We start from the raw sequence: 17,774 nt of genomic DNA on the forward strand, positions 1-17,774 counted from the left end.
GGTGACGCTGTGGTCAGCATTAAAGATATCGCCAAACAGGCGGGCGTTTCCATATCTACCGTTTCATATGCTTTGAACGGTAGCGATAAGGTAACAGAAGAGACTTGCGCACGTATTTTGGCCATTGCCAAAGAGCTTAACTATGTGCCAAATGCCGCCGCACGGAATCTCAAAAAAAGGCAAACCAAAATTATTGGCGTATTCCTGACTGATTTTCGCGGAGATGTTTATGGAGATTTGCTGTACGGCATCAAGGAAATTTTGAACCGCAAGGGCTATGACCTCATTGTATGCAGCGGAAAGCAATCACATCGAATGCTGCCAGAACGCATGATTGACGGAGCCATTGTACTGGATCAGACGTTTGATAGTCAGGAGCTACTGAACTACGCCGAGCGGGGACATAAAATTGTCGTATTGGACCGTGAACTGAATCATCCTAACATTAATCAGGTGCTGCTGGATAACAAAGCAGGTGCCGCGCTTGCAATAGAGCATCTATTGGAATTGGGACACCGCAAGTTATATGTTGTGACCGGACCAGAAGGTTCTTATGATTCCTGGCAGCGGATGCAGGCGGTCAAGCAGACCATTGAACGCAGCGGTGTCGCCGAGATGGTCGAAATAGGCGGCAATTTCGAGAAATCCGGCGGCGAGCATGCGGCTGAGATCATTTTACAGCAGCAGGCTGACCAGGATTCGGAGCCTGTAGCCGTATTTTGTCTCAATGATGAAATGGCCGTAGGCTTTTATAATCGAATGGCTCAGTCAGAGCTTACCATTGGCAAGGATGTTCATATCGTCGGCTTTGATAATATCGAGCTGGCGCAATATATTCAGCCCCGGCTGACAACGATTGACTATTCCAAACGAAAATGGGGCGCTGTAGCCGCCGAACAGGTTCTCAAAATCATTGCCGGGGAAGACGTGGAGCATGAACGGTTATACGTTACGCTTGTTCAAAGAGAATCGGCAGGCGCAGCATTCATCTTCCAGGACCAACAGAATCTCTGATGAACAGCCAAAGGTGCCCCACCCACCCACTCCAAAAAAAGAACTTCCACTGTCCCAAAAATGGGTTGGAAGTTCTTTTAGCTGTGCTTATTTAACCTAACAAAACCTTAATTAAATTCGCCAACGACCGTAAGGGATTGGCAATCGTCCGCCCTGTCTCCAGCTCCACCTGCAAAGCAGCATCAACCATGGATAACTGTGCGACAGCCAGCTCTCTGCTTGGATCAGCATTCCTCAGCTCATGCAATGAGCGAACCAGCAATTCCTCATACTCATCTTTACGTCCCTGCATAATCAGTTCAAAAGCGCTCTCCACCACCTTGACCTCTATCAGTGAAGAGAGTTCCGGCTTGCCTAATAGAGTGGCCGTATGATAAAGACGCTTCATCGTGCCCTCTACAGTAGCTGGATTCGTAAATACCAAGGTTCGTGGTAGCAAATCATCGCACATCTCATGAAAAAAGGGTTCATCCAGTGCGACTATTGGTGTAGACACGGCCCCTTGAGCTTTCTCCGCCAAAGCAATATAATTCGTGCACGTTATCAAAATAACGTCTAGATCGCTTTGAGACATCCAACTCAGTTGCTCTTCTACCTTGCGACTGGCATCATCCGCAGAAAAGTGCCGGTCCGATGAGACCCGGCGCATAAGTCCCGGTTCCACAAAATGTACCAGTTCCACCTCATAAGAAGCAAAAGCCCGTTCCACATAAGCTATATTCGAGTGATGCGCATGCAGGCAACCCACACGTTGCTTCAAGTCTTTCACCGTCATCCCCCTGATCTATGTTTGCACCATTTTAACAGGAACCGGACGGTCTGGACAGTGCCAATCAGATCGCACTATATGTGCATTTTTTAAAATTTACCGTTCGTATTTTTCCACTCTGTTTTAGCTGGAATCTCCTGAACTACATCCCAATGCTCGGCTATTTTGCCGTTCTCTACACGGAACAGATCATAGACAGCGGCTGAAGTCCCCTTAGGAGATTTCAATTCACTTACAACCAGCACGAAGTTGCCTTCTCCAAGAACCATATGCACCTGATCATATCCAATAGAAGCTCCCTGACCTGCTGCCGATAATGCTTGCTTCAGACTGGATACACCATCACCAAAAAGAGGATTATGCTGAATATACTGATCCCCATTATAATAGCTTTCCAATGCTGCACGATTTTTGCCAACCAGCACATCATCTACAAACTTGCGGATCAGCGTTTTGTTCGTCTCGGTTTGGTTGAGATCCGTGATTTGTGTTGTTCCGTCAATCATGGTATGTCCACTTGGATTGGTTGGAGCTGAGTCCTGCATGTTGTCCCAATGCTCAACAATTTTACCATTGCTATCGAAGCGGAAAATATCAAAACCAATACTCGTTTTCCCTGCAATAGACTTTTTATAATGTACTGCTACATCATTGCCGTCCTGAATAACCCGCTGGACTTCAACCAGCACGTTGGCTCCCTTCGATTGGCTAATCCCTTGCAAAAAGGCATCTCTCCCGCTAGCAAAGCTCGGATTATGCTGAATGTACTGATCTTTGCTGATCCAAGCCTCAGCTGCTTTCGTATTACCCGTTTCAAAGCTTTTCAGAATCTCTACAACCTTATCCTTATTACTCACCCCGATTTGTAAGGTTTGGCTGGCCGGATCCCAAATCACTTGCTTGCCCCACGCTTCTTTGACGACATCGACCGGCACATAGGTTACCCCTTGCTTGGTCAAGATGGTCGAGGTGGACAGTGGTACCTTAATCCCGTTAATTTGTGCTTCCGGACTGCCGGATACCAGTACAACCGTCGCTTGATCATAACGAATCGTCGTACTTTGACGCGCCGTATTGAATGTAATATGCTTGGCGTCCAGTGGAATTCCTAAACTGGTGGCCAACTGTCTCAGGGGGATCAACACCTGCTTGTTTCTCACGATAGGCGCAATTTTGTAAGCCTCCTTCTTGCCATCTACCCAAACCTGGATACCCGTAGCAGGTTTTACGTCGGCTGCTAAAGCCGGTACAGCAGAAGACAGAACGAGCAAGCCAGCAAGTGCAGCAGTAACCGTATGTTTTTTCATGAATGTAAGCCCCTCTCAACCTGTAAAATAGAGTATGAAATGAAATTTTATGTAACCAATATAGTTGCAGTTAACCGCGGAAGTATAAACATTCCCCCCTATCTAACTTTAAACCCCATTTAAATCATTTGAAACCTTAATAACCCTCCTTTGAATTTTTATACTTATGACTGTTGCCACGCAAACCACAAACCTTAGAATAAAGGATATGGAAAGCAATAACAATGTATGATACTCTCCATAATTTTATTATGAATAACATGCACTAATAAAGTTAGCTCAAAAAAACGGCTCCTATCACCAAGCGAATAGACGCTTTTTGAATAGAAAGCCGCTGTTAACCTCATTAATATTGTTATACGGACAACGTTCTCCGGAACTTGATAAAGCTCCCAATTCGCCAGATTGAGATATACACCAGCGCCATCGTAATGGCCAGCATGCTAATTTCGGTCGTACCCAGACTACTGAGGTACTGGGTCAGAACAACGCGAATCAAAATAATAGCGATAATAATATATTTAAAATATTGGTTCGGCTTGGGATAGATGAGACCGTCATCCCGTCTTTCATAGGCCGTATGCAGCAAAATAACGTAGCCAAACAGAGCCCCTAATAACCCAGCAACCAACAGTTCCCAAAAGGCGGGGAACGCGTACGTTTGACCAGGAATATGCATCAATTGATATACCGATATCATCATAGCTGGGAAAGCAATAAACATGGGAAGCAAAATCCGGAATCCATTTCCTTTTACCGGGCCCCTTCGTCTCTTGGTTCTCAACCAGATCATTAGCCCCACCAGAACAGCCATCAACGCATAAATAAAGATTGTCGTCATGGTGAAATTCCTTTCTAATATATAGTTATTTATTCAAAGTTAAATCGACAGCTTTTTCTCCAGCAAATAAGCGTTCAAGCGGATCAATGCATATGCAGCAACCCAACTAATCAACACCGCAACCGGGAAATGCCAGGTAAAAGGAAACCAATGTCCGTTTTGGACACGATCAAACTGCTCATAAATCCGCTGATCGCCTGACCAATAAAAGATACTCCCTCCACCCATCAAAAGAATCCACAGAATCGGGCTAAGTGGCCGCAAAGTGCTGTATTTGGTACTAGCCGTCAGCAGACCCACCGCAATAACCAACGGCGTAAAACCAATAATCATCACAAACCAGTTCAAGCCGGCTATCATAAAAGACGCTGCATCCGCAAACGTATAAGCCTGTATGGTCGATGAGATAAACAGCGCGTATAGAGAACCTACCACAAACAGGATCAATATCACGACAATGGTTTGTAAAATAGCAGCAATCCATTTGGCGCTAATCAACCACATACGCGGATAAGGAAGGGTCAGCCACCAGCCGTAGGTATCATTTTCCCATTCTCTTCTGAGTGTTCCCACACCCATAAAAACGATCATGTACGGCAGGCCCAGGGTGACATACCACAGCCTTGTCAATTCGAGTTGGTTGTGAAGAGCGAAGTACAAGGAAATCGCGAACGCCGCAATTAGAAATAGTGAGAAATATACAAGTCTCCACGATCTGGGCAGTCGATTACGGCTTTGCTTTCTCCAACTTCCTTTATTCCGAAATTCATGGCGTATTAAATCTTTGAACAGCCCGGATGAATTCACGCCTTCCACTCCCTTTTGTACAAATTGCGGAACACCTGATTCAGCGAGCCATGCTCTGCACGCAGATCATCCGATTCACCAGACCATATCACTCGCCCGCGGTCCATCATGACCGTGTAATCAAACAAGCCTTCCACTTCCTGAATATCATGTGTACTAATGAGTATGGATTGTTGCCGATCCTCCAAATAATCAATAATCCCAGCTACGATCGCTTCTCTAGAGAGAACATCTATGCCTACAAAAGGTTCATCTAGGATCATAAGCGGTACTTCTCGTGCCAGGCACAGAATCAGCAGCACACGTGCCTCCTGTCCGCGACTCAACCCGGCCATCTTTAGCTCCAATTCCACATCCATATGGTCAGCAAGTTTATAGGCATCCTTTATATTGAAGCCAGGCAAAAAGGACTTCCCCCATTCCAGCGTCTGCTGAACTGTATGATTGGGATACCAGCGTGCCCGGTCAGGAAGATAGGATATATTCCGGTTGGTTTCCCAGCCTGGCTGTTGGCCCAGCACCTGAAGCTCGCCCCCATCCGGCTGAATCAACCCCGTGATGGCTCGAAAGAAGCTGGACTTCCCGCAGCCATTGGGCCCAAGCACACCTACAATACGTCCTGTCGGAATGACGACATCCAGTTGGTCTAATGCTTTTTTATTTCCATATTGCTTTATCAGCTTCTTTGCGGTTACCACAGACTCTGTCATGCCTTTTCGCCTCCTTCCTCGTGATCTCCGTCCTGTCGGTTTCTTATATATTGCTGTACATCTTCCCAGGATAATCCCAGGCTGCTCATCTGTCCGAGAAACTGATCTATATACGTCATAGCCAGTTGTTCCCGAAAGCTGGCAATCCGCTCACTGGACGAAGTTACATACGTACCCAGGCCGCGCCGCTTCTCAGTCAATCCGTCCCGCTCCAACTCCTGATACGCCCGCATCACGGTATTCGGATTCATACGCAATTCCTGCGCCAGATCACGAACAGATGGCATTTTGCTTCCCATTTCGATCTCCCCTTTAGCAATGGAGCTTCGTACTTGATTTAATATTTGTTCATATAATGGCTGGCTAAAGTCAATTAAAAATCGGAACGAGCCAACCCGTTGTTCTTCCATGGGTGTTTTCCCCCTAATTCAGCTGTATCTAACGTGCCTGTAGTGTATTATATCACTTAACACACTTAATACAAGTACAATTCGTTAAAATGTTAGTTAGTCCTGCCATCCAAATTTCATTCAGTAAATGCTCAGCTTGCGCTCAGATAGCATTCAAGTTAATCCCTTATGATGTATCACGTACCAAACAAACCATAACCGAAAGGTGGAAAATGAAGATGAAGAGCACCAAGAAAGCAATTTTGGCCGGAACGTTGGCGTTGGCATTTTTAGGAGGCGGAGCGCTGTACTCCACAAGCGCAGCCCATGCTGCTTCAACTACACCTGATAAGGCCTCCACTGCAAACAAAGCACAGGCACCTAAGGGAAACCCCGGCGATGCTAACGGTCCACAAATCGCAGGAGGAAACTATGCTGAGAACAAGGCTCTCCTGAAACTATTAAAATTGTCCTCCAGTCAGTTGGATACACAGCTGAAAGCCGGTAAATCCCTTGCTACGATCGCCAAAGCACAAGGCGTGAGCGTAAACTCCGTGATTGATGTGATGGTTTCGGATATGAAGTCAAAACTCGCTACGGAAAAACAAAACGGCAAGATTACCGCAAGCGAATATAATCAACGTGTTTCCAACCTGAAGCAAATGATTACCGATATGGTGAATGGCGTTAAGCCCTCTAAGCCACCAGTAGACGGGGCTAAAGGAGAAACAGGTAAAGCTCCTGCTAAAACAGATGCGGCGGCCAAGGCTCCCGCCAAAACAAATACAGCTAAAGCCTCTGCTAAGCAAAAATAGCTACAGCTTCTGTTTTCCAAAAGCTGTAGCTCGATAAGTCATATTCGTAAAAACCATTTGTTAATCTGATACAGCCACTCCATAATAATAAAATCTCCATCCGGCTTCCCTGTACGGATCGAGAATGAATAAGCCTGTCCTCTACTGCGATACAACAGAAGAGGACAGGCTTATTTTTCATGCATTACATACAATATGTGGTAAACTAACATAAACCAGAGATCACATTTTTTATCCTGATTCAGGTAAAGGGAGTATGTAATGAAAATAAATAAACAGGAATTTAATGTACAAGGAGTAAGCTATACCATCAGATCGGCTATGATTCAGGATGCGATGAACTTGTCGGAAATCCGCGTGCTAATTGATGGAGAGACTGAAAATTTAGACAGAGAGAAGGGAGAAGCATTCATAAGTACATCCGGTTTTGAACAGCTTATTAAAGCCGATACAGAGCATGCCAAAAATCTATTTTTAGTTGCGGTCGTTCATGATAAAGTCGTTGGATTTTCAAGATGTGAAGGTCATCTTCTGCGTCGATTCGCTCATAAAGTTGAATTCGGTGTGTGTGTACTAAAGGATTTCTGGGGTTATGGAATCGGTACGAATCTTTTGAAAAAATCTATTTCCTGGGCAGACTCCAACGGTATCCAGAAAATGACTCTACAAGTTTTGGAAACCAATAATAAAGCTATTGAGCTTTATAAAAAGCATGGGTTTGAAATCGAAGGGTTATTAAAAAACGACAAGATTCTCTCAGATGGTCAATACTACAACACCATAATCATGGGAAGATTTCATAACTAAAAAAGATCCTGTTCCACAGGATCTTTCATCATTTCGGCGCGATATTGACCCTAGTAGCGATAATCATCGTAGGGATTGCGATTACGATAGTGATCTCGCGGCTGTTGGGCTGCGGTAATCATCAAAAATATGCCTGAGAGCAAGTGCATTAACCAGCCCACAAATGGAATCCACCCAACAACTGAGGTCACGATCCCTAAAATAGATCCATAATAAGCCTCTTTATTAGTCACCGATAGCACCAACGTAACAATGTGGAAAATCAACATAAAGAACAATACAGTATACGCAGAATTTATGACGAGCAGCCCGCCCAAAACAGGAATAGCAAAAAATAGCTCCAATCCGCCCGTAATCCATTTTAATGTTTTTGATGGTGTCATTGTTCCACTCTCCCAATGCTGTTTCATTCCATAAGTATATCCTATCCCCATGCAGGATGACATACATATTTTACTAATTTCATACCTGCATAGCGACGATCTCACCCCTTTTCGAATGAGCTAAGCCCTGGCTACATATATGTGAGAGAGAACAAAATTTCGTGATTTTTAAAGGGGGGGGAGCATCATGGGATATTATATTGAAGTGGAACGTGGCGTTAAGCTGTATGTAGAAGATATAGGAGAAGGCATCCCTGTTCTGATGGTGCACGGCTGGCCGCTGGACCATCGAATGTACGAATACCAGGTTGCCCTGTTGCCTGCTTACGGATACCGCTGTATTCAAGTGGATCTTAGGGGGTTCGGGAAGTCTGATCGACCATGGCATGGCTACCATTATGATCGACTGGCAGACGATCTCCTGGCTGTTATACAGGCCCTTCAATTAAGCCATATACGACTGATCGGCTTTTCCATGGGGGGAGCTATTGTTACGCGCTACATGAGTAGGCACCGAGGATGGGGTGTTGACCAGCTGATTTTGATCGGAGCTGCCACGCCTCGATTCACCCCAACCAGCGACTTTCCTTACGGTACTCCTGTCGCTGAGGTAGATAAACTCATCAAACAAGCCTATACAGATCGCCCGCAACTGGTAACATCATTTGGCGAAATGTTATTCGCCAATCCTGTCAGCCAGAGTTTACGTGACTGGTTACGTGATCAGGGCTTTGCGGCTTCGGTTCATAGCATGGCTTGTACTTTGTATTCACTGCGTGACTCTGATTTACGGCCCGATTTGCCATGTATACACGTGCCTACGTGGATTCTGCACGGCAAGCTGGATCGGGTCTGCCCCTTCCCCCTAGCGATCCAAACTCAAAAAGGAATTGCCGGTTCCAGGCTTATTCCTTTCGAACGAAGTGGTCACGGTGTATTTTATGAAGCACTACCTGAATTTAATTCCACCTTACTGAGCATACTATCCCCATCCTCTTTACACCCTAATTGAAACCCTGTTCTCAGAAAAACAAAAAAGACGCCTCAGCGCCGTTATGGCTATGGGGCATCTTTCACTACAAACATGTATCCGCTTAGGATTGTTTGGTATGATTAAAGCTCGTATTATTCAAAACAGCCAGCTTTTTCTCGCCCTTCACCATGGCAGAACCGCAAATGGGGCATGTCGGCTCGACAGAAAAAGCGAAGTTATCCCGCATCCAGCCGTTGCATGTATCACTGGCGCAATTCCAAACTGTTGTTATTTCCTCAGGAATTTCATCCATTGGCTTTTTCCGTGAATTGTACATAAACATCCCTCTTTCTTCATGATTTATAAAGCGATAAGATGTAATCAGTTCAAAAACGGTCTTGTGAACAGATAAAAACAAATGCCCCAAACGCTATGTTCGGGGCATCTGAAGTAGGCTGTAATTTAAAATTACAGTTTTACAACGTTCTCAGCTTGTGGTCCACGGTTTCCTTCAACTACGTTGAATTCTACGCGTTGGCCTTCGTCCAAAGATTTGAAACCTTCGCCTTGGATTGCGGAGAAGTGTACGAATACATCGCTTCCACCTTCAACTTCGATGAAACCGAAACCTTTTTCTGCGTTAAACCATTTAACTGTACCTGTTTGCATGGAATTACCTCCAAAATATATTTATATGACCTTTATTTTTTACAAATAAAAATTCACATATTGCACAAGGTTATTTCAACCTAAAACAATAACCCTCTACAATATGTGAATCTCAGGTCACAATTTCAATATACTCATATTACCATAAGTGTATTGAAAACGCAAGCACTGGAGAATTTAATTTATGCAGAGTGCTCATGTCATCTATTGCTGCTTCAACCTGTCTTCATCAGACAAGAGTGAATCATCAACGCCTACTTAAAACATTATATCCGCAATTACCTCCTATTATACCAGTAATCAAGAAATAAATATACACAACGTTGCGCAGGAGATGAACTTCTTGAGAAAAAGTTCATCTCCTGCTTTATTTGCTCGTTTTAATTACAAATCCGCCAGTGCTTTAATTTCCTCTGCTGTCAGCGCTTTGTTATATAACTGTACCTCATCCAGGCTACCGTTAAAGTAAGCATCGGCAACAAAGCGGCTTTTACCGAGATACGCCTCGTTCGTCAGCAACTCATTGGGGTTAAAGGTAATACCGTCATTTACAGCTACTTCTTCACCATTTACATACAGCTTCCCTGTATTCCCCTCCAGTGTAACCGCCACATGGGTCCACTGGTTTAGAGGTAATGATGATTTGGAAAGCAAGCTCTGATCCGTACCTTCATGGATTGTAAACTGGAGTACACCGCTTCCTTGGGAAGGGGTGAGGAACATATGGCGAGCCTGGCCGTTGCCGAAGTCAAAAATCCGTTGCCAAGCTGCTCCGCCCTTCCAGTTCACCCAAGCGGAAAAGGTAAAGTCCTTCGCATCGGTTACCGTATTGGGCAGCTGCACGTAACCATCTTTGCCGTTCAGGCTAAGAGCACCGCCAAGCTTCCCGTCTTTGTCCCATGTGGCACCGCCATAGGTCTTACCGTCGAGTTGGTTGTATGTGCTGTCGACAACCGAGGTTCCTTGATCCTCACTCCACGAGTAACGTGCGAGTTGAGGACCCTGAGCCTGTTCAGGAACAATGGCTGTAAAGCTTTTCTTTGCAGTAGCTTTGTCCTTTTTAATAGTCGCTGTCAATGTAACTGCTGCAGGCTGAGAACCGGCTTCTGGACGGTACACTTCACCAGTGACAGAAATAATCTCGGGACGGGAAGATTCCCACGAAATAGTAGTATCTTGTGCAGCTTGAGTAGGTAACGTGAGATCATAAAAAACGTTGCTCGTATCGCCTAGACTCAAATCCTTCTGCACCGCAGCTACAATCTTGCTGGCCTTCAGGTCAGGCTTTAGCGAACCCCATACCGCAACACCCTTGGAGGACAATGCGGTAAAAGCAAGCGTCTTGGCTCCCGTGTCTGGATCACGGTGCCGCAGGAATACCCCTTTGTATTTCGCACCATCTGCTGTAATTTCCAGCTGATTGTCTGCCCCCAGCTTCCATGTACCGTTCACTCCGCCAGACAGTTTGCCACCGCGATCCAGATTAACGGTAACAGCTTGCTTAATATTGGCCGAAATTTCCTTCCCATGATTTACATACGAGTATTGACCGATGACATCCTTCTCTGATAGCTTTTTCAGTGAATCCTCATCTCCTGTATAGCGATAAGGAGCAACTACAGGCCAACCGTCGGCGTTCATGAACATTTCATGTACACGCACTTCAAACTGCTCGCCTCTCCCCGGAAAACGGGAGTGAAAAATGACAAAATGCTTTTTCGTCTTGGGATCATAATAAGCCGAGTTGTGTCCAGGCGACACATAGCCCATACCCAGCCCTGTTCCCGGATCGCCAATTTCTCTTGGAATCAAGTAATTACCTATTAACTTGACACCATATGGCTCAATGGAAGCGTCATCAAAAAGAGGTTTATTAGGATTCGCTTTAACCTTGATCATGTCGTTGCCCTCAGCATCGTAGAAAGGGCCATCCGGTGTTTGGGACCGAGCCACACGCAGGTTGTATCCGCCATCCGCTGACAATCCACCATAGGATAGGAACAAGTAATAGTAGTCCGTTTGTGGACTGTATTGTATGTAAGGCCCCTCCATACGAGCATGGTTACCGCCCGTCAGCTTTTTCCCGTAGCCTTGGCCTGGCAGAGGCTTCCCTGTTTTTTCATCCATCTGCAAAATGAAAATGCCTCCGGAGTAGGAGCCATATACCATCCACAGCTTGCCGTTCTTATCATAGAAAGTGTCAGGGTCTACAGCATTGGGATGCTTGGTTGCGTCATAGATCGTCCCATCTTCACTCGGTTGACCCCACATGCCGGATTTCAGAAAAATCCCTTTATTCTTATAAGGTCCTTCAATTTTATCAGCAACTGCTAGGCCCATAGCTGAACGCGGGGAGTCACCTTTGCAAGCGTTATAGTACATATAGAACTTGCCATCCGCCAGTTGAATGACATCAGCTGCCCACAGCGTGTCTGTCTGCGCCCAATCCAGCGCTTCCTTTAATTCCTCTTTGACGTTGGGAATCAATGCATTACCATTTGCCACACCTGTCGCAATTGTATCCCAATTCATAAGGTCCTTGGACTTGGCAGCCGCCAGATGTGAGCCAAAAATGTAAAATGTGTCTTTCACTTTCAGGATGGATGGATCATGTACGGAAGTCTCCTTGAAGGAGACGGCCTTTTTACTTTGGCTTAAAACATTTTCCAGACCTTGAGCTTGAAGGGAAGTTTGCTCCACACTTTGAATCCCAGCTGTATCTGAATTGAGTGTTGACTCGGCGCCCACCAGAGAAGCAGGCAACAACAGCGCACCTGCCAGAGAAGCGGCCGTTACTTTACGAACAAATAATTGCTTCATAAATCAATCTCCTCTCGTTTTGAACATTCCTGATAACATAAAACAATAATGAATAAGACGGTCAGGATTATGTTTGTATTAACTTCCTCACTCTCAAATTAAATGTTGATCATCTCCTCCTTTGTATTAAAGCGCTTTCAAATAATTCGAAAAATAAAACCTCCTTCTATTAAGAAGGACGATTCAAACCAGATGGTAATCGTATCTCTATATTATTCAATGGGTATAGAAAATTCAATATGTAATTTTATATTTTTATAAATAATTCATTTAATTATTAACATTAATAAATGTGTTGCTTTAATTCCTAGTTTAAAGTTATAATTTGACAAGTAAAATCCTATATGTTACCTGCCGATATATTTAAAAATAACTGTTTTATGATAATTGTAATACAAATATTTACATTTTATGAGGAGGTGAAAATTTATGCAATGGTATTTAAAAGTGCTGCAAAACTATGTAGGATTCCAAGGTAGAGCAAGACGTACAGAATACTGGATGTTTACTTTGTTCAATGCGATAGCTGGCCTGGTATTATACTTGTTGGATTTCCTCTTAGGACTTCCTTTCGTATTGTCATTTATCTATGGCTTGGCTGTTTTGTTACCGTCTCTGGCAGTTCTTTTCCGCAGACTACACGACACGGGCAAAACCGGGTGGTGGATTCTGATCGCTTTGGTTCCTTTTGGGAGCATTGTGCTGCTTGTATTCACATGTCTAGACAGTCAGCCTGGCGACAATAAGTATGGGCAAAACCCTAAATTGTAATTTGATGTAGTTGTCTAAAACCTCTTTCACTTTTGTGAAGGAGGTTTTTTTCATATCCTCTTTTTGTCATCTGCGAATTTTTTTAGCGCTACCTGTTTACAATCTTCTCTTTTAGTTTATTTTAAACGAGTATTAAGCTGGCGCTAAGATTGGGCGTGTATGATGTATTTAAGAATCTGGTAACTACATAGGCCGGATGGGCTAAAGGCATAAACATCACTCCCGTTGGATATCCATATACCGTTCCACCCCGTCAGAAATTTAATGAAACACAAAAGGAGATTTACACTTATGAATCGAAAACGAATGTTGGTCATCTGCACACTGTTGCTGGCGTTATCTATTGGGCAGTCATCCACTTGGGGAAGTCGGACTAATGCTGCTGCACTGGCTCCAGAGAGAGCCCTTCATGTACAGGACAATGAAGCTTCCAAGGATGATGACTTGTTGAAAACACTGGGTATATCCTCTGATGAGCAATTATATGATGCGTTATATAATGGTCAAACCTTGGCTGATATTGCACAAACCAATAATCAGGATGCTCAGGCTATCGTTGATCTACAGGTAGCTCAGTTGACGGAGCAGTTGGATCAACGACTGGCCAATAAGAGCATTACCCTAGAGCAATACCAAGCCCATAAGGCAGAACTGACACAAGTCGTTGCCAAAAGTGTGTTCGGGCTATAAGCCTAGGACACGACCGAACATCAAAAAGGCGCTGAACCCATAGAGGATCAGCGCCTTTTCTGTATTTGATGTAACTTACGCTTGATATACCCGAATCAGATTGGTAGTGCCCGCCTCAGCTACAGGAACACCTGCTGACAGGACTACAGTATCTCCTTTTTGGATATAGCCTGCATTCAGCGCGTTACGGATGGAAGATTCGAACATTTCATCCGTTGTGGCTACCTTATCCCCTTTAATCGGGAATACACCGGACAAGAGGCAAATTTTAGCGAATACTGTGTTATTCGGAGTAACCGCAATGATCGGTGCCTTCGGACGATATTTGGACACCATACGAGCCGTGAATCCACTGGCAGTCGAGGTAATAATCGCTTTGGCATCCAGCTCCAGAGACGAACTCACCGCACCCTGACTAATGACTTCAGTAATGTTGGTGCTTTGGCGTGCTCTGCGCTTATCGAACTGCTCCTGGTAATCCAATTGGGATTCTGCACTGGCAGCTACCGCAGCCATGGTCCGTACGGATTCAACAGGGTATTTACCTGCAGCAGATTCGCCCGACAGCATCACTACGTCAGCTCCCTGCATAACGGCATTGAACACGTCACTAACTTCAGCTCTCGTCGGACGCGGGTTCACCTGCATGGACTCCAACATGTGAGTAGCGACAATAACGGGCTTACCGACCAGATTACACTTGTCGATCATTTCTTTTTGCATCACAGGCACGTCTTGAATCGGCACTTCCACGCCCAGGTCGCCACGAGCTACCATAATACCGTCCGAAGCTTCGATGATATCATCCAGGTTTTCCATGCCTTCGGCATTTTCAATTTTGGAATAAATCTGTACATGCTCGGCATGATGTCCCTTCAAAATCTCACGGATTTCACGGATGTCGTCGCCTTTACGCACAAAAGAAGCCGCAATAAGCTCGATACGCTGCTCCACCCCAAATTGAATGTGCTTCACGTCGCGCTCTGTTACGCCTGGAAGAGTTGTATGAATCCCTGGCAGATTCACACCTTTTCTCGGCTTCAAAATACCGCCGCTTACGATATTACAAATCATCTCGGTTCCTTCGATGGAGGTTACAGTCAAATCAACCAAACCGTCGTCGATGAGAATGCGGTCACCTGTTTTGATATCCTTCGGCATATCTGGGTAATTCACCGAAATACGATGCTCGTCCCCCAAAATCTCTTCCGTGGTCAGAATGAGCTGGCTGCCTGGCTTCAGTAGAACAGATGCCTCTTTCAGCTTGCCAATCCGTATTTCCGGTCCTTTAATATCCATCATGACAGGGATACAGGTATTCATTTCCTTCGCTGCCTGTCTTACATTTTCAATACGTTTAACATGATCCTCCAGCTCCCCATGAGCCATGTTTAAGCGAGCTACCGTCATACCAGCCTGGATCATTTCTTTTAACAAATCAATGGAGTCACAGGCAGGTCCCATAGTACAAATAATTTTCGTTTTAAGCATAGTAATGTCATCCTCCTGAATGTCTTTACTGTATGGTTTCTATTCCACTTTGCTTCTCTATCTACATTAAACTTATATGCTTCTATTCTACCTGTACCCGTGCACCAAGACTATGAACTATAGTATGATGAATGTACTACAGTATAGTGAATGTTGAAGACATCGGGGAGTGAGTTTCGTGATTACATTGATGGATATACGGCAGGACAACGGTGTGGACTGGTATGAAAAGGCTGGCACAAATAGCAGCCACGATGACTTACTGTTCATCTTGGTCACCTTTGGCAAATGTGTATATTGGGTGAACGATTGCAAGTTCATTCTTGGCAAGGGTGAAGCACTGCTTTTACCCGCTCATCTGAACTACTATGGAAAGAGTATTCCTACGCTTTTCCATACCAAGTATGTGATACATTGCCGCAAAACATGTACGAACAGCGCACTTCCCATACTGAATACAGACCAGCCGTTATTGATCAAACCAGGATGCTACGATATGCTGCATGAACGGATCAAATCGATGTATTATCAATGGACAGAACACCCAAGCTACTATACTCTGATGGCTGACTGTCTGCTGACCGAGGCCATGATTTATATGAACCAGGAATGGGACAAAGGCGCCATTTCTTGCGATAAAGAGCGGCATGTGGAACATATGAAACAGTATATACAGAATCACTACAGGGAAAAGGTAACCAAAGAAGAGCTTGGCGACGCCATCCGCAAAACCCCCAACTATGCGGCGACACTGCTGCGTGAGGTCACACGCCAAACGATTAGCGAGCATGTACATACGCAACGTATTAAAACCGCCATCTACATGCTAACCGAGTCGCGGCTAACGATTCGTGAAATTTCGGAGTATGTGGGCTATAGCGATGTTTCCTATTTTCATCGGATCTTCAAACGCTTAACAGGCTGCTCGCCGTCCGAATTTCTGGATGAACGTTCCTCCATCGTCTAATCTGATAGCCTGAAGCGGAATATCATAGATAAAAAAATGGTCGCCCTACATGGAATTCATGTAAAAGCGACCATTATCATTATACTTACGCGCATGAATCTGCGTGTATTTGGGCTGACTGGATGATATTATTTGGAGGAACCCGCTGTTTTGACTTTATCCAGCATTTTATCGCTAAAGCCAAACATCCAAGTCAGGACAAAAGATACAGCCATAGCAACCAAGTTTGCCAAAATGTAAAGCGGAAGCTGATGGTTCATGTAGAGCAACGTACCCGGAATAACTGTAACCGCCATCCCTGTAGCCGCCAAATGGAAGACTGAAGCAATAAAACCACCAACCGCTCCGCCGATGAGACCCATGACAAAAGGCTTCATATATCTCAGATTGACTCCGAAGATAGCCGGCTCTGTAATCCCCAGGAAAGCAGAGAACGAAGAAGGAAGCGCCAACGCTTTCAGCTTGCTGTCCTTCGTTTTCAGACCAACCGCCAGGCAGGCAGCTCCCTGTGCAGCCATTGCGCAGGTAATAATAGCATTGAAGGCATTTACGCCGTTCTTTTCAAGCAGTTGGATCTCCAGAAAATTAAATATATGATGCACACCTGTAACGACGATAATCTGATGCAAAAAGCCGATGACGATCCCTGCAATACCGAAAGGCAAATCAAGTACAAATATTGTTCCGTGCAGCACCCATTCTTCAAGTGAATGGAACACTGGACCGATAGCAAACAGTCCCAAAGTGATCATAATCAACAGTGTTAAAAATGGTGTAAGGATCAGATCCAGCGCTTCAGGCACCCGTTTACGCAGCGCCCGCTCCAGTTTGGCTCCGATCAAACCCACGAAGAAGGCTGGCAATACTGAGCCCTGATAGCCCACCACTGGAATGAATCCGAACATCGTCAACGGATGAGCTGAGCCGTCCGCAACACTATACGCGTTAGGCAAAGCCGGGTTTACCAGCATCAGACCGAGAACGATACCCAGCACCGGACTACCGCCGAATACTCTAAAGGCTGACCATGCGACTAACGCAGGCAGAAAGGCAAAAGCCGTATCCGTTAATACCTGTGTATATAATAAAAAGTTAGGTGAAATATCCTGCGGCGTCATACCGAGCAGAGCGAGAATTTGCGGCTGAGTAAGCAAACCGCGCAGTCCCATGAACAACCCCGTAGCGACCAGCACTGGAATAATCGGTACAAACACATCGCCAAAGGTACGAATGGACCGCTGGAAGACGTTGCCCTCCTTTTTCGCCTGACTCTTCACCTCTTCTTTAGATGAACCCGTCACGCCAAGCTTCTCAACCTCTTCAAAAATCCGATTTACCGTTCCTGTACCAAAAATAATCTGATATTGACCTGAATTGAAGAAAGCACCCTTAACCTTGTCGATCTCTTCAACTTTTTTCTGATCAATCTTCTCCTTATCATGCACCATAATTCGTAAGCGCGTTGCACAGTGAGCAAACGAAGCGATATTTTCCTTTCCACCGATCGCCTCGATCACTTCTTTAGCTATCTCTCTGTTTTCCGCCATGATG

19 protein-coding genes are annotated in these 17,774 nt (G+C 45.0%); 7 read left to right on the forward strand and 12 right to left on the reverse strand.

Features of this window, described 5'->3' with window-relative positions:
• Positions 1–9 precede the first annotated feature (9 nt).
• A complete protein-coding gene (locus C0638_RS06155) occupies positions 10–1,014 on the forward strand; it encodes a LacI family DNA-binding transcriptional regulator (protein ID WP_058711939.1) in 1,005 nt (334 codons plus the stop codon).
• 91 nt (positions 1,015–1,105) lie between these two features.
• Here C0638_RS06155 and C0638_RS06160 read toward each other — a convergent pair whose 3' ends face one another.
• The 6 genes from C0638_RS06160 to C0638_RS06185 form a co-directional block, all read right to left on the reverse strand.
• On the reverse strand, positions 1,106–1,783 hold the full coding sequence (locus tag C0638_RS06160) for a hypothetical protein (RefSeq protein ID WP_233902288.1): 678 nt from the start codon (positions 1,781–1,783) through the stop codon (positions 1,106–1,108).
• 89 nt (positions 1,784–1,872) lie between these two features.
• Positions 1,873–3,090: a stalk domain-containing protein gene (locus C0638_RS06165; protein WP_058711938.1), complete on the reverse strand. Its 1,218-nt coding sequence runs from the start codon at positions 3,088–3,090 to the stop codon at positions 1,873–1,875.
• Positions 3,091–3,445: 355 nt separating this feature from the next.
• Positions 3,446–3,931, reverse strand: a complete 486-nt coding sequence (locus C0638_RS06170; RefSeq protein ID WP_058711937.1) for a CcdC protein domain-containing protein — start codon at positions 3,929–3,931, stop codon at positions 3,446–3,448.
• Between the two features lie 39 nt (positions 3,932–3,970).
• Positions 3,971–4,738, reverse strand: coding sequence for an ABC transporter permease subunit (locus C0638_RS06175; RefSeq protein WP_025674385.1), 768 nt, complete (start codon positions 4,736–4,738; stop codon positions 3,971–3,973).
• The gene (locus C0638_RS06180) at positions 4,735–5,448 is read right to left on the reverse strand and encodes an ABC transporter ATP-binding protein (protein ID WP_025674383.1); all 714 of its coding nucleotides are present in this window, start codon (positions 5,446–5,448) and stop codon (positions 4,735–4,737) included. The genes C0638_RS06175 and C0638_RS06180 overlap by 4 nt, the downstream gene beginning before the upstream one ends.
• Positions 5,445–5,858, reverse strand: a complete 414-nt coding sequence (locus C0638_RS06185) for a GntR family transcriptional regulator (RefSeq protein WP_013368976.1) — start codon at positions 5,856–5,858, stop codon at positions 5,445–5,447. Before C0638_RS06185 ends, C0638_RS06180 begins: the two co-directional genes overlap by 4 nt.
• A 218-nt stretch (positions 5,859–6,076) precedes the next feature.
• Between C0638_RS06185 and C0638_RS06190 the strand changes: the two genes are divergently transcribed.
• Together C0638_RS06190 and C0638_RS06195 are read left to right on the forward strand one after the other, a co-directional pair.
• Positions 6,077–6,652 carry a hypothetical protein gene (locus C0638_RS06190; RefSeq protein WP_058711936.1) on the forward strand — a complete coding sequence of 192 codons (576 nt, stop codon included), beginning with the start codon at positions 6,077–6,079 and terminating at the stop codon, positions 6,650–6,652.
• A 261-nt stretch (positions 6,653–6,913) separates the two neighbouring features.
• Complete coding sequence (locus C0638_RS06195; protein WP_025674379.1) at positions 6,914–7,459, forward strand: GNAT family N-acetyltransferase; 546 nt, start codon at positions 6,914–6,916, stop codon at positions 7,457–7,459.
• A gap of 50 nt (positions 7,460–7,509) precedes the next feature.
• On the opposite strand, the gene C0638_RS06200 is transcribed toward C0638_RS06195, so the two are convergent.
• Complete coding sequence (locus tag C0638_RS06200; protein WP_025674377.1) at positions 7,510–7,842, reverse strand: hypothetical protein; 333 nt, start codon at positions 7,840–7,842, stop codon at positions 7,510–7,512.
• A gap of 187 nt (positions 7,843–8,029) precedes the next feature.
• On the opposite strand from C0638_RS06200, the gene C0638_RS06205 reads away from it, so the two are divergent.
• Entirely contained in the window at positions 8,030–8,854 is an 825-nt protein-coding gene (locus C0638_RS06205; RefSeq protein ID WP_058711935.1) for an alpha/beta fold hydrolase, read from the forward strand.
• Positions 8,855–8,936: 82 nt separating this feature from the next.
• Here the strand turns inward: C0638_RS06205 and C0638_RS06210 are convergent, their stop codons facing one another.
• The 3 genes from C0638_RS06210 to C0638_RS06220 all read right to left on the reverse strand — a co-directional run bounded on the left by C0638_RS06210 (position 8,937) and on the right by C0638_RS06220 (position 12,304).
• Complete coding sequence (locus C0638_RS06210) at positions 8,937–9,152, reverse strand: cold-shock protein (protein ID WP_013308357.1); 216 nt, start codon at positions 9,150–9,152, stop codon at positions 8,937–8,939.
• 131 nt (positions 9,153–9,283) lie between these two features.
• Positions 9,284–9,484 carry a cold-shock protein gene (locus C0638_RS06215; RefSeq protein WP_007428290.1) on the reverse strand — a complete coding sequence of 67 codons (201 nt, stop codon included), beginning with the start codon at positions 9,482–9,484 and terminating at the stop codon, positions 9,284–9,286.
• Positions 9,485–9,868: 384 nt separating this feature from the next.
• Positions 9,869–12,304, reverse strand: a complete 2,436-nt coding sequence (locus C0638_RS06220; RefSeq protein WP_058712589.1) for an arabinan endo-1,5-alpha-L-arabinosidase AbnB — start codon at positions 12,302–12,304, stop codon at positions 9,869–9,871.
• A 429-nt stretch (positions 12,305–12,733) separates the two neighbouring features.
• Between C0638_RS06220 and C0638_RS06225 the strand changes: the two genes are divergently transcribed.
• The gene (locus C0638_RS06225) at positions 12,734–13,075 is read left to right on the forward strand and encodes a DUF805 domain-containing protein (protein WP_013368969.1); all 342 of its coding nucleotides are present in this window, start codon (positions 12,734–12,736) and stop codon (positions 13,073–13,075) included.
• 291 nt (positions 13,076–13,366) lie between these two features.
• Complete coding sequence (locus C0638_RS06230) at positions 13,367–13,765, forward strand: hypothetical protein (protein ID WP_058712128.1); 399 nt, start codon at positions 13,367–13,369, stop codon at positions 13,763–13,765.
• Positions 13,766–13,840: 75 nt separating this feature from the next.
• Here the strand turns inward: C0638_RS06230 and pyk are convergent, their stop codons facing one another.
• Positions 13,841–15,256, reverse strand: coding sequence for a pyruvate kinase (pyk, locus tag C0638_RS06235; protein WP_013368967.1), 1,416 nt, complete (start codon positions 15,254–15,256; stop codon positions 13,841–13,843).
• Positions 15,257–15,434: 178 nt separating this feature from the next.
• On the opposite strand from pyk, the gene C0638_RS06240 reads away from it, so the two are divergent.
• A complete protein-coding gene (locus C0638_RS06240) occupies positions 15,435–16,223 on the forward strand; it encodes a helix-turn-helix domain-containing protein (protein ID WP_058712127.1) in 789 nt (262 codons plus the stop codon).
• A gap of 128 nt (positions 16,224–16,351) precedes the next feature.
• Here C0638_RS06240 and C0638_RS06245 read toward each other — a convergent pair whose 3' ends face one another.
• The gene (locus C0638_RS06245) at positions 16,352–17,770 is read right to left on the reverse strand and encodes a sucrose-specific PTS transporter subunit IIBC (protein WP_082689680.1); all 1,419 of its coding nucleotides are present in this window, start codon (positions 17,768–17,770) and stop codon (positions 16,352–16,354) included.
• Positions 17,771–17,774: the final 4 nt, after the last annotated feature.

The sequence above is a fragment of the Paenibacillus sp. lzh-N1 genome (assembly GCF_002872435.1).
In the GTDB taxonomy this organism is placed as follows: domain Bacteria; phylum Bacillota; class Bacilli; order Paenibacillales; family Paenibacillaceae; genus Paenibacillus; species Paenibacillus polymyxa_C.

Excerpts from the sequence above, each read along its gene's own strand:
- C0638_RS06165 (WP_058711938.1), bottom strand. The coding sequence starts at position 3,090 with ATGAAAAAACATACGGTTACTGCTGCACTTGCTGGCTTGCTCGTTCTG.
- C0638_RS06170 (WP_058711937.1), bottom strand. The coding sequence starts at position 3,931 with ATGACGACAATCTTTATTTATGCGTTGATGGCTGTTCTGGTGGGGCTA.
- C0638_RS06180 (WP_025674383.1), bottom strand. The coding sequence starts at position 5,448 with ATGACAGAGTCTGTGGTAACCGCAAAGAAGCTGATAAAGCAATATGGA.
- C0638_RS06185 (WP_013368976.1), bottom strand. The coding sequence starts at position 5,858 with ATGGAAGAACAACGGGTTGGCTCGTTCCGATTTTTAATTGACTTTAGC.
- C0638_RS06190 (WP_058711936.1), top strand. The coding sequence starts at position 6,077 with ATGAAGAGCACCAAGAAAGCAATTTTGGCCGGAACGTTGGCGTTGGCA.
- C0638_RS06195 (WP_025674379.1), top strand. The coding sequence starts at position 6,914 with ATGAAAATAAATAAACAGGAATTTAATGTACAAGGAGTAAGCTATACC.
- C0638_RS06200 (WP_025674377.1), bottom strand. The coding sequence starts at position 7,842 with ATGACACCATCAAAAACATTAAAATGGATTACGGGCGGATTGGAGCTA.
- C0638_RS06205 (WP_058711935.1), top strand. The coding sequence starts at position 8,030 with ATGGGATATTATATTGAAGTGGAACGTGGCGTTAAGCTGTATGTAGAA.
- C0638_RS06210 (WP_013308357.1), bottom strand. The coding sequence starts at position 9,152 with ATGTACAATTCACGGAAAAAGCCAATGGATGAAATTCCTGAGGAAATA.
- C0638_RS06215 (WP_007428290.1), bottom strand. The coding sequence starts at position 9,484 with ATGCAAACAGGTACAGTTAAATGGTTTAACGCAGAAAAAGGTTTCGGT.
- C0638_RS06220 (WP_058712589.1), bottom strand. The coding sequence starts at position 12,304 with ATGAAGCAATTATTTGTTCGTAAAGTAACGGCCGCTTCTCTGGCAGGT.
- C0638_RS06225 (WP_013368969.1), top strand. The coding sequence starts at position 12,734 with ATGCAATGGTATTTAAAAGTGCTGCAAAACTATGTAGGATTCCAAGGT.
- C0638_RS06230 (WP_058712128.1), top strand. The coding sequence starts at position 13,367 with ATGAATCGAAAACGAATGTTGGTCATCTGCACACTGTTGCTGGCGTTA.
- pyk (WP_013368967.1), bottom strand. The coding sequence starts at position 15,256 with ATGCTTAAAACGAAAATTATTTGTACTATGGGACCTGCCTGTGACTCC.
- C0638_RS06245 (WP_082689680.1), bottom strand. The coding sequence starts at position 17,770 with ATGGCGGAAAACAGAGAGATAGCTAAAGAAGTGATCGAGGCGATCGGT.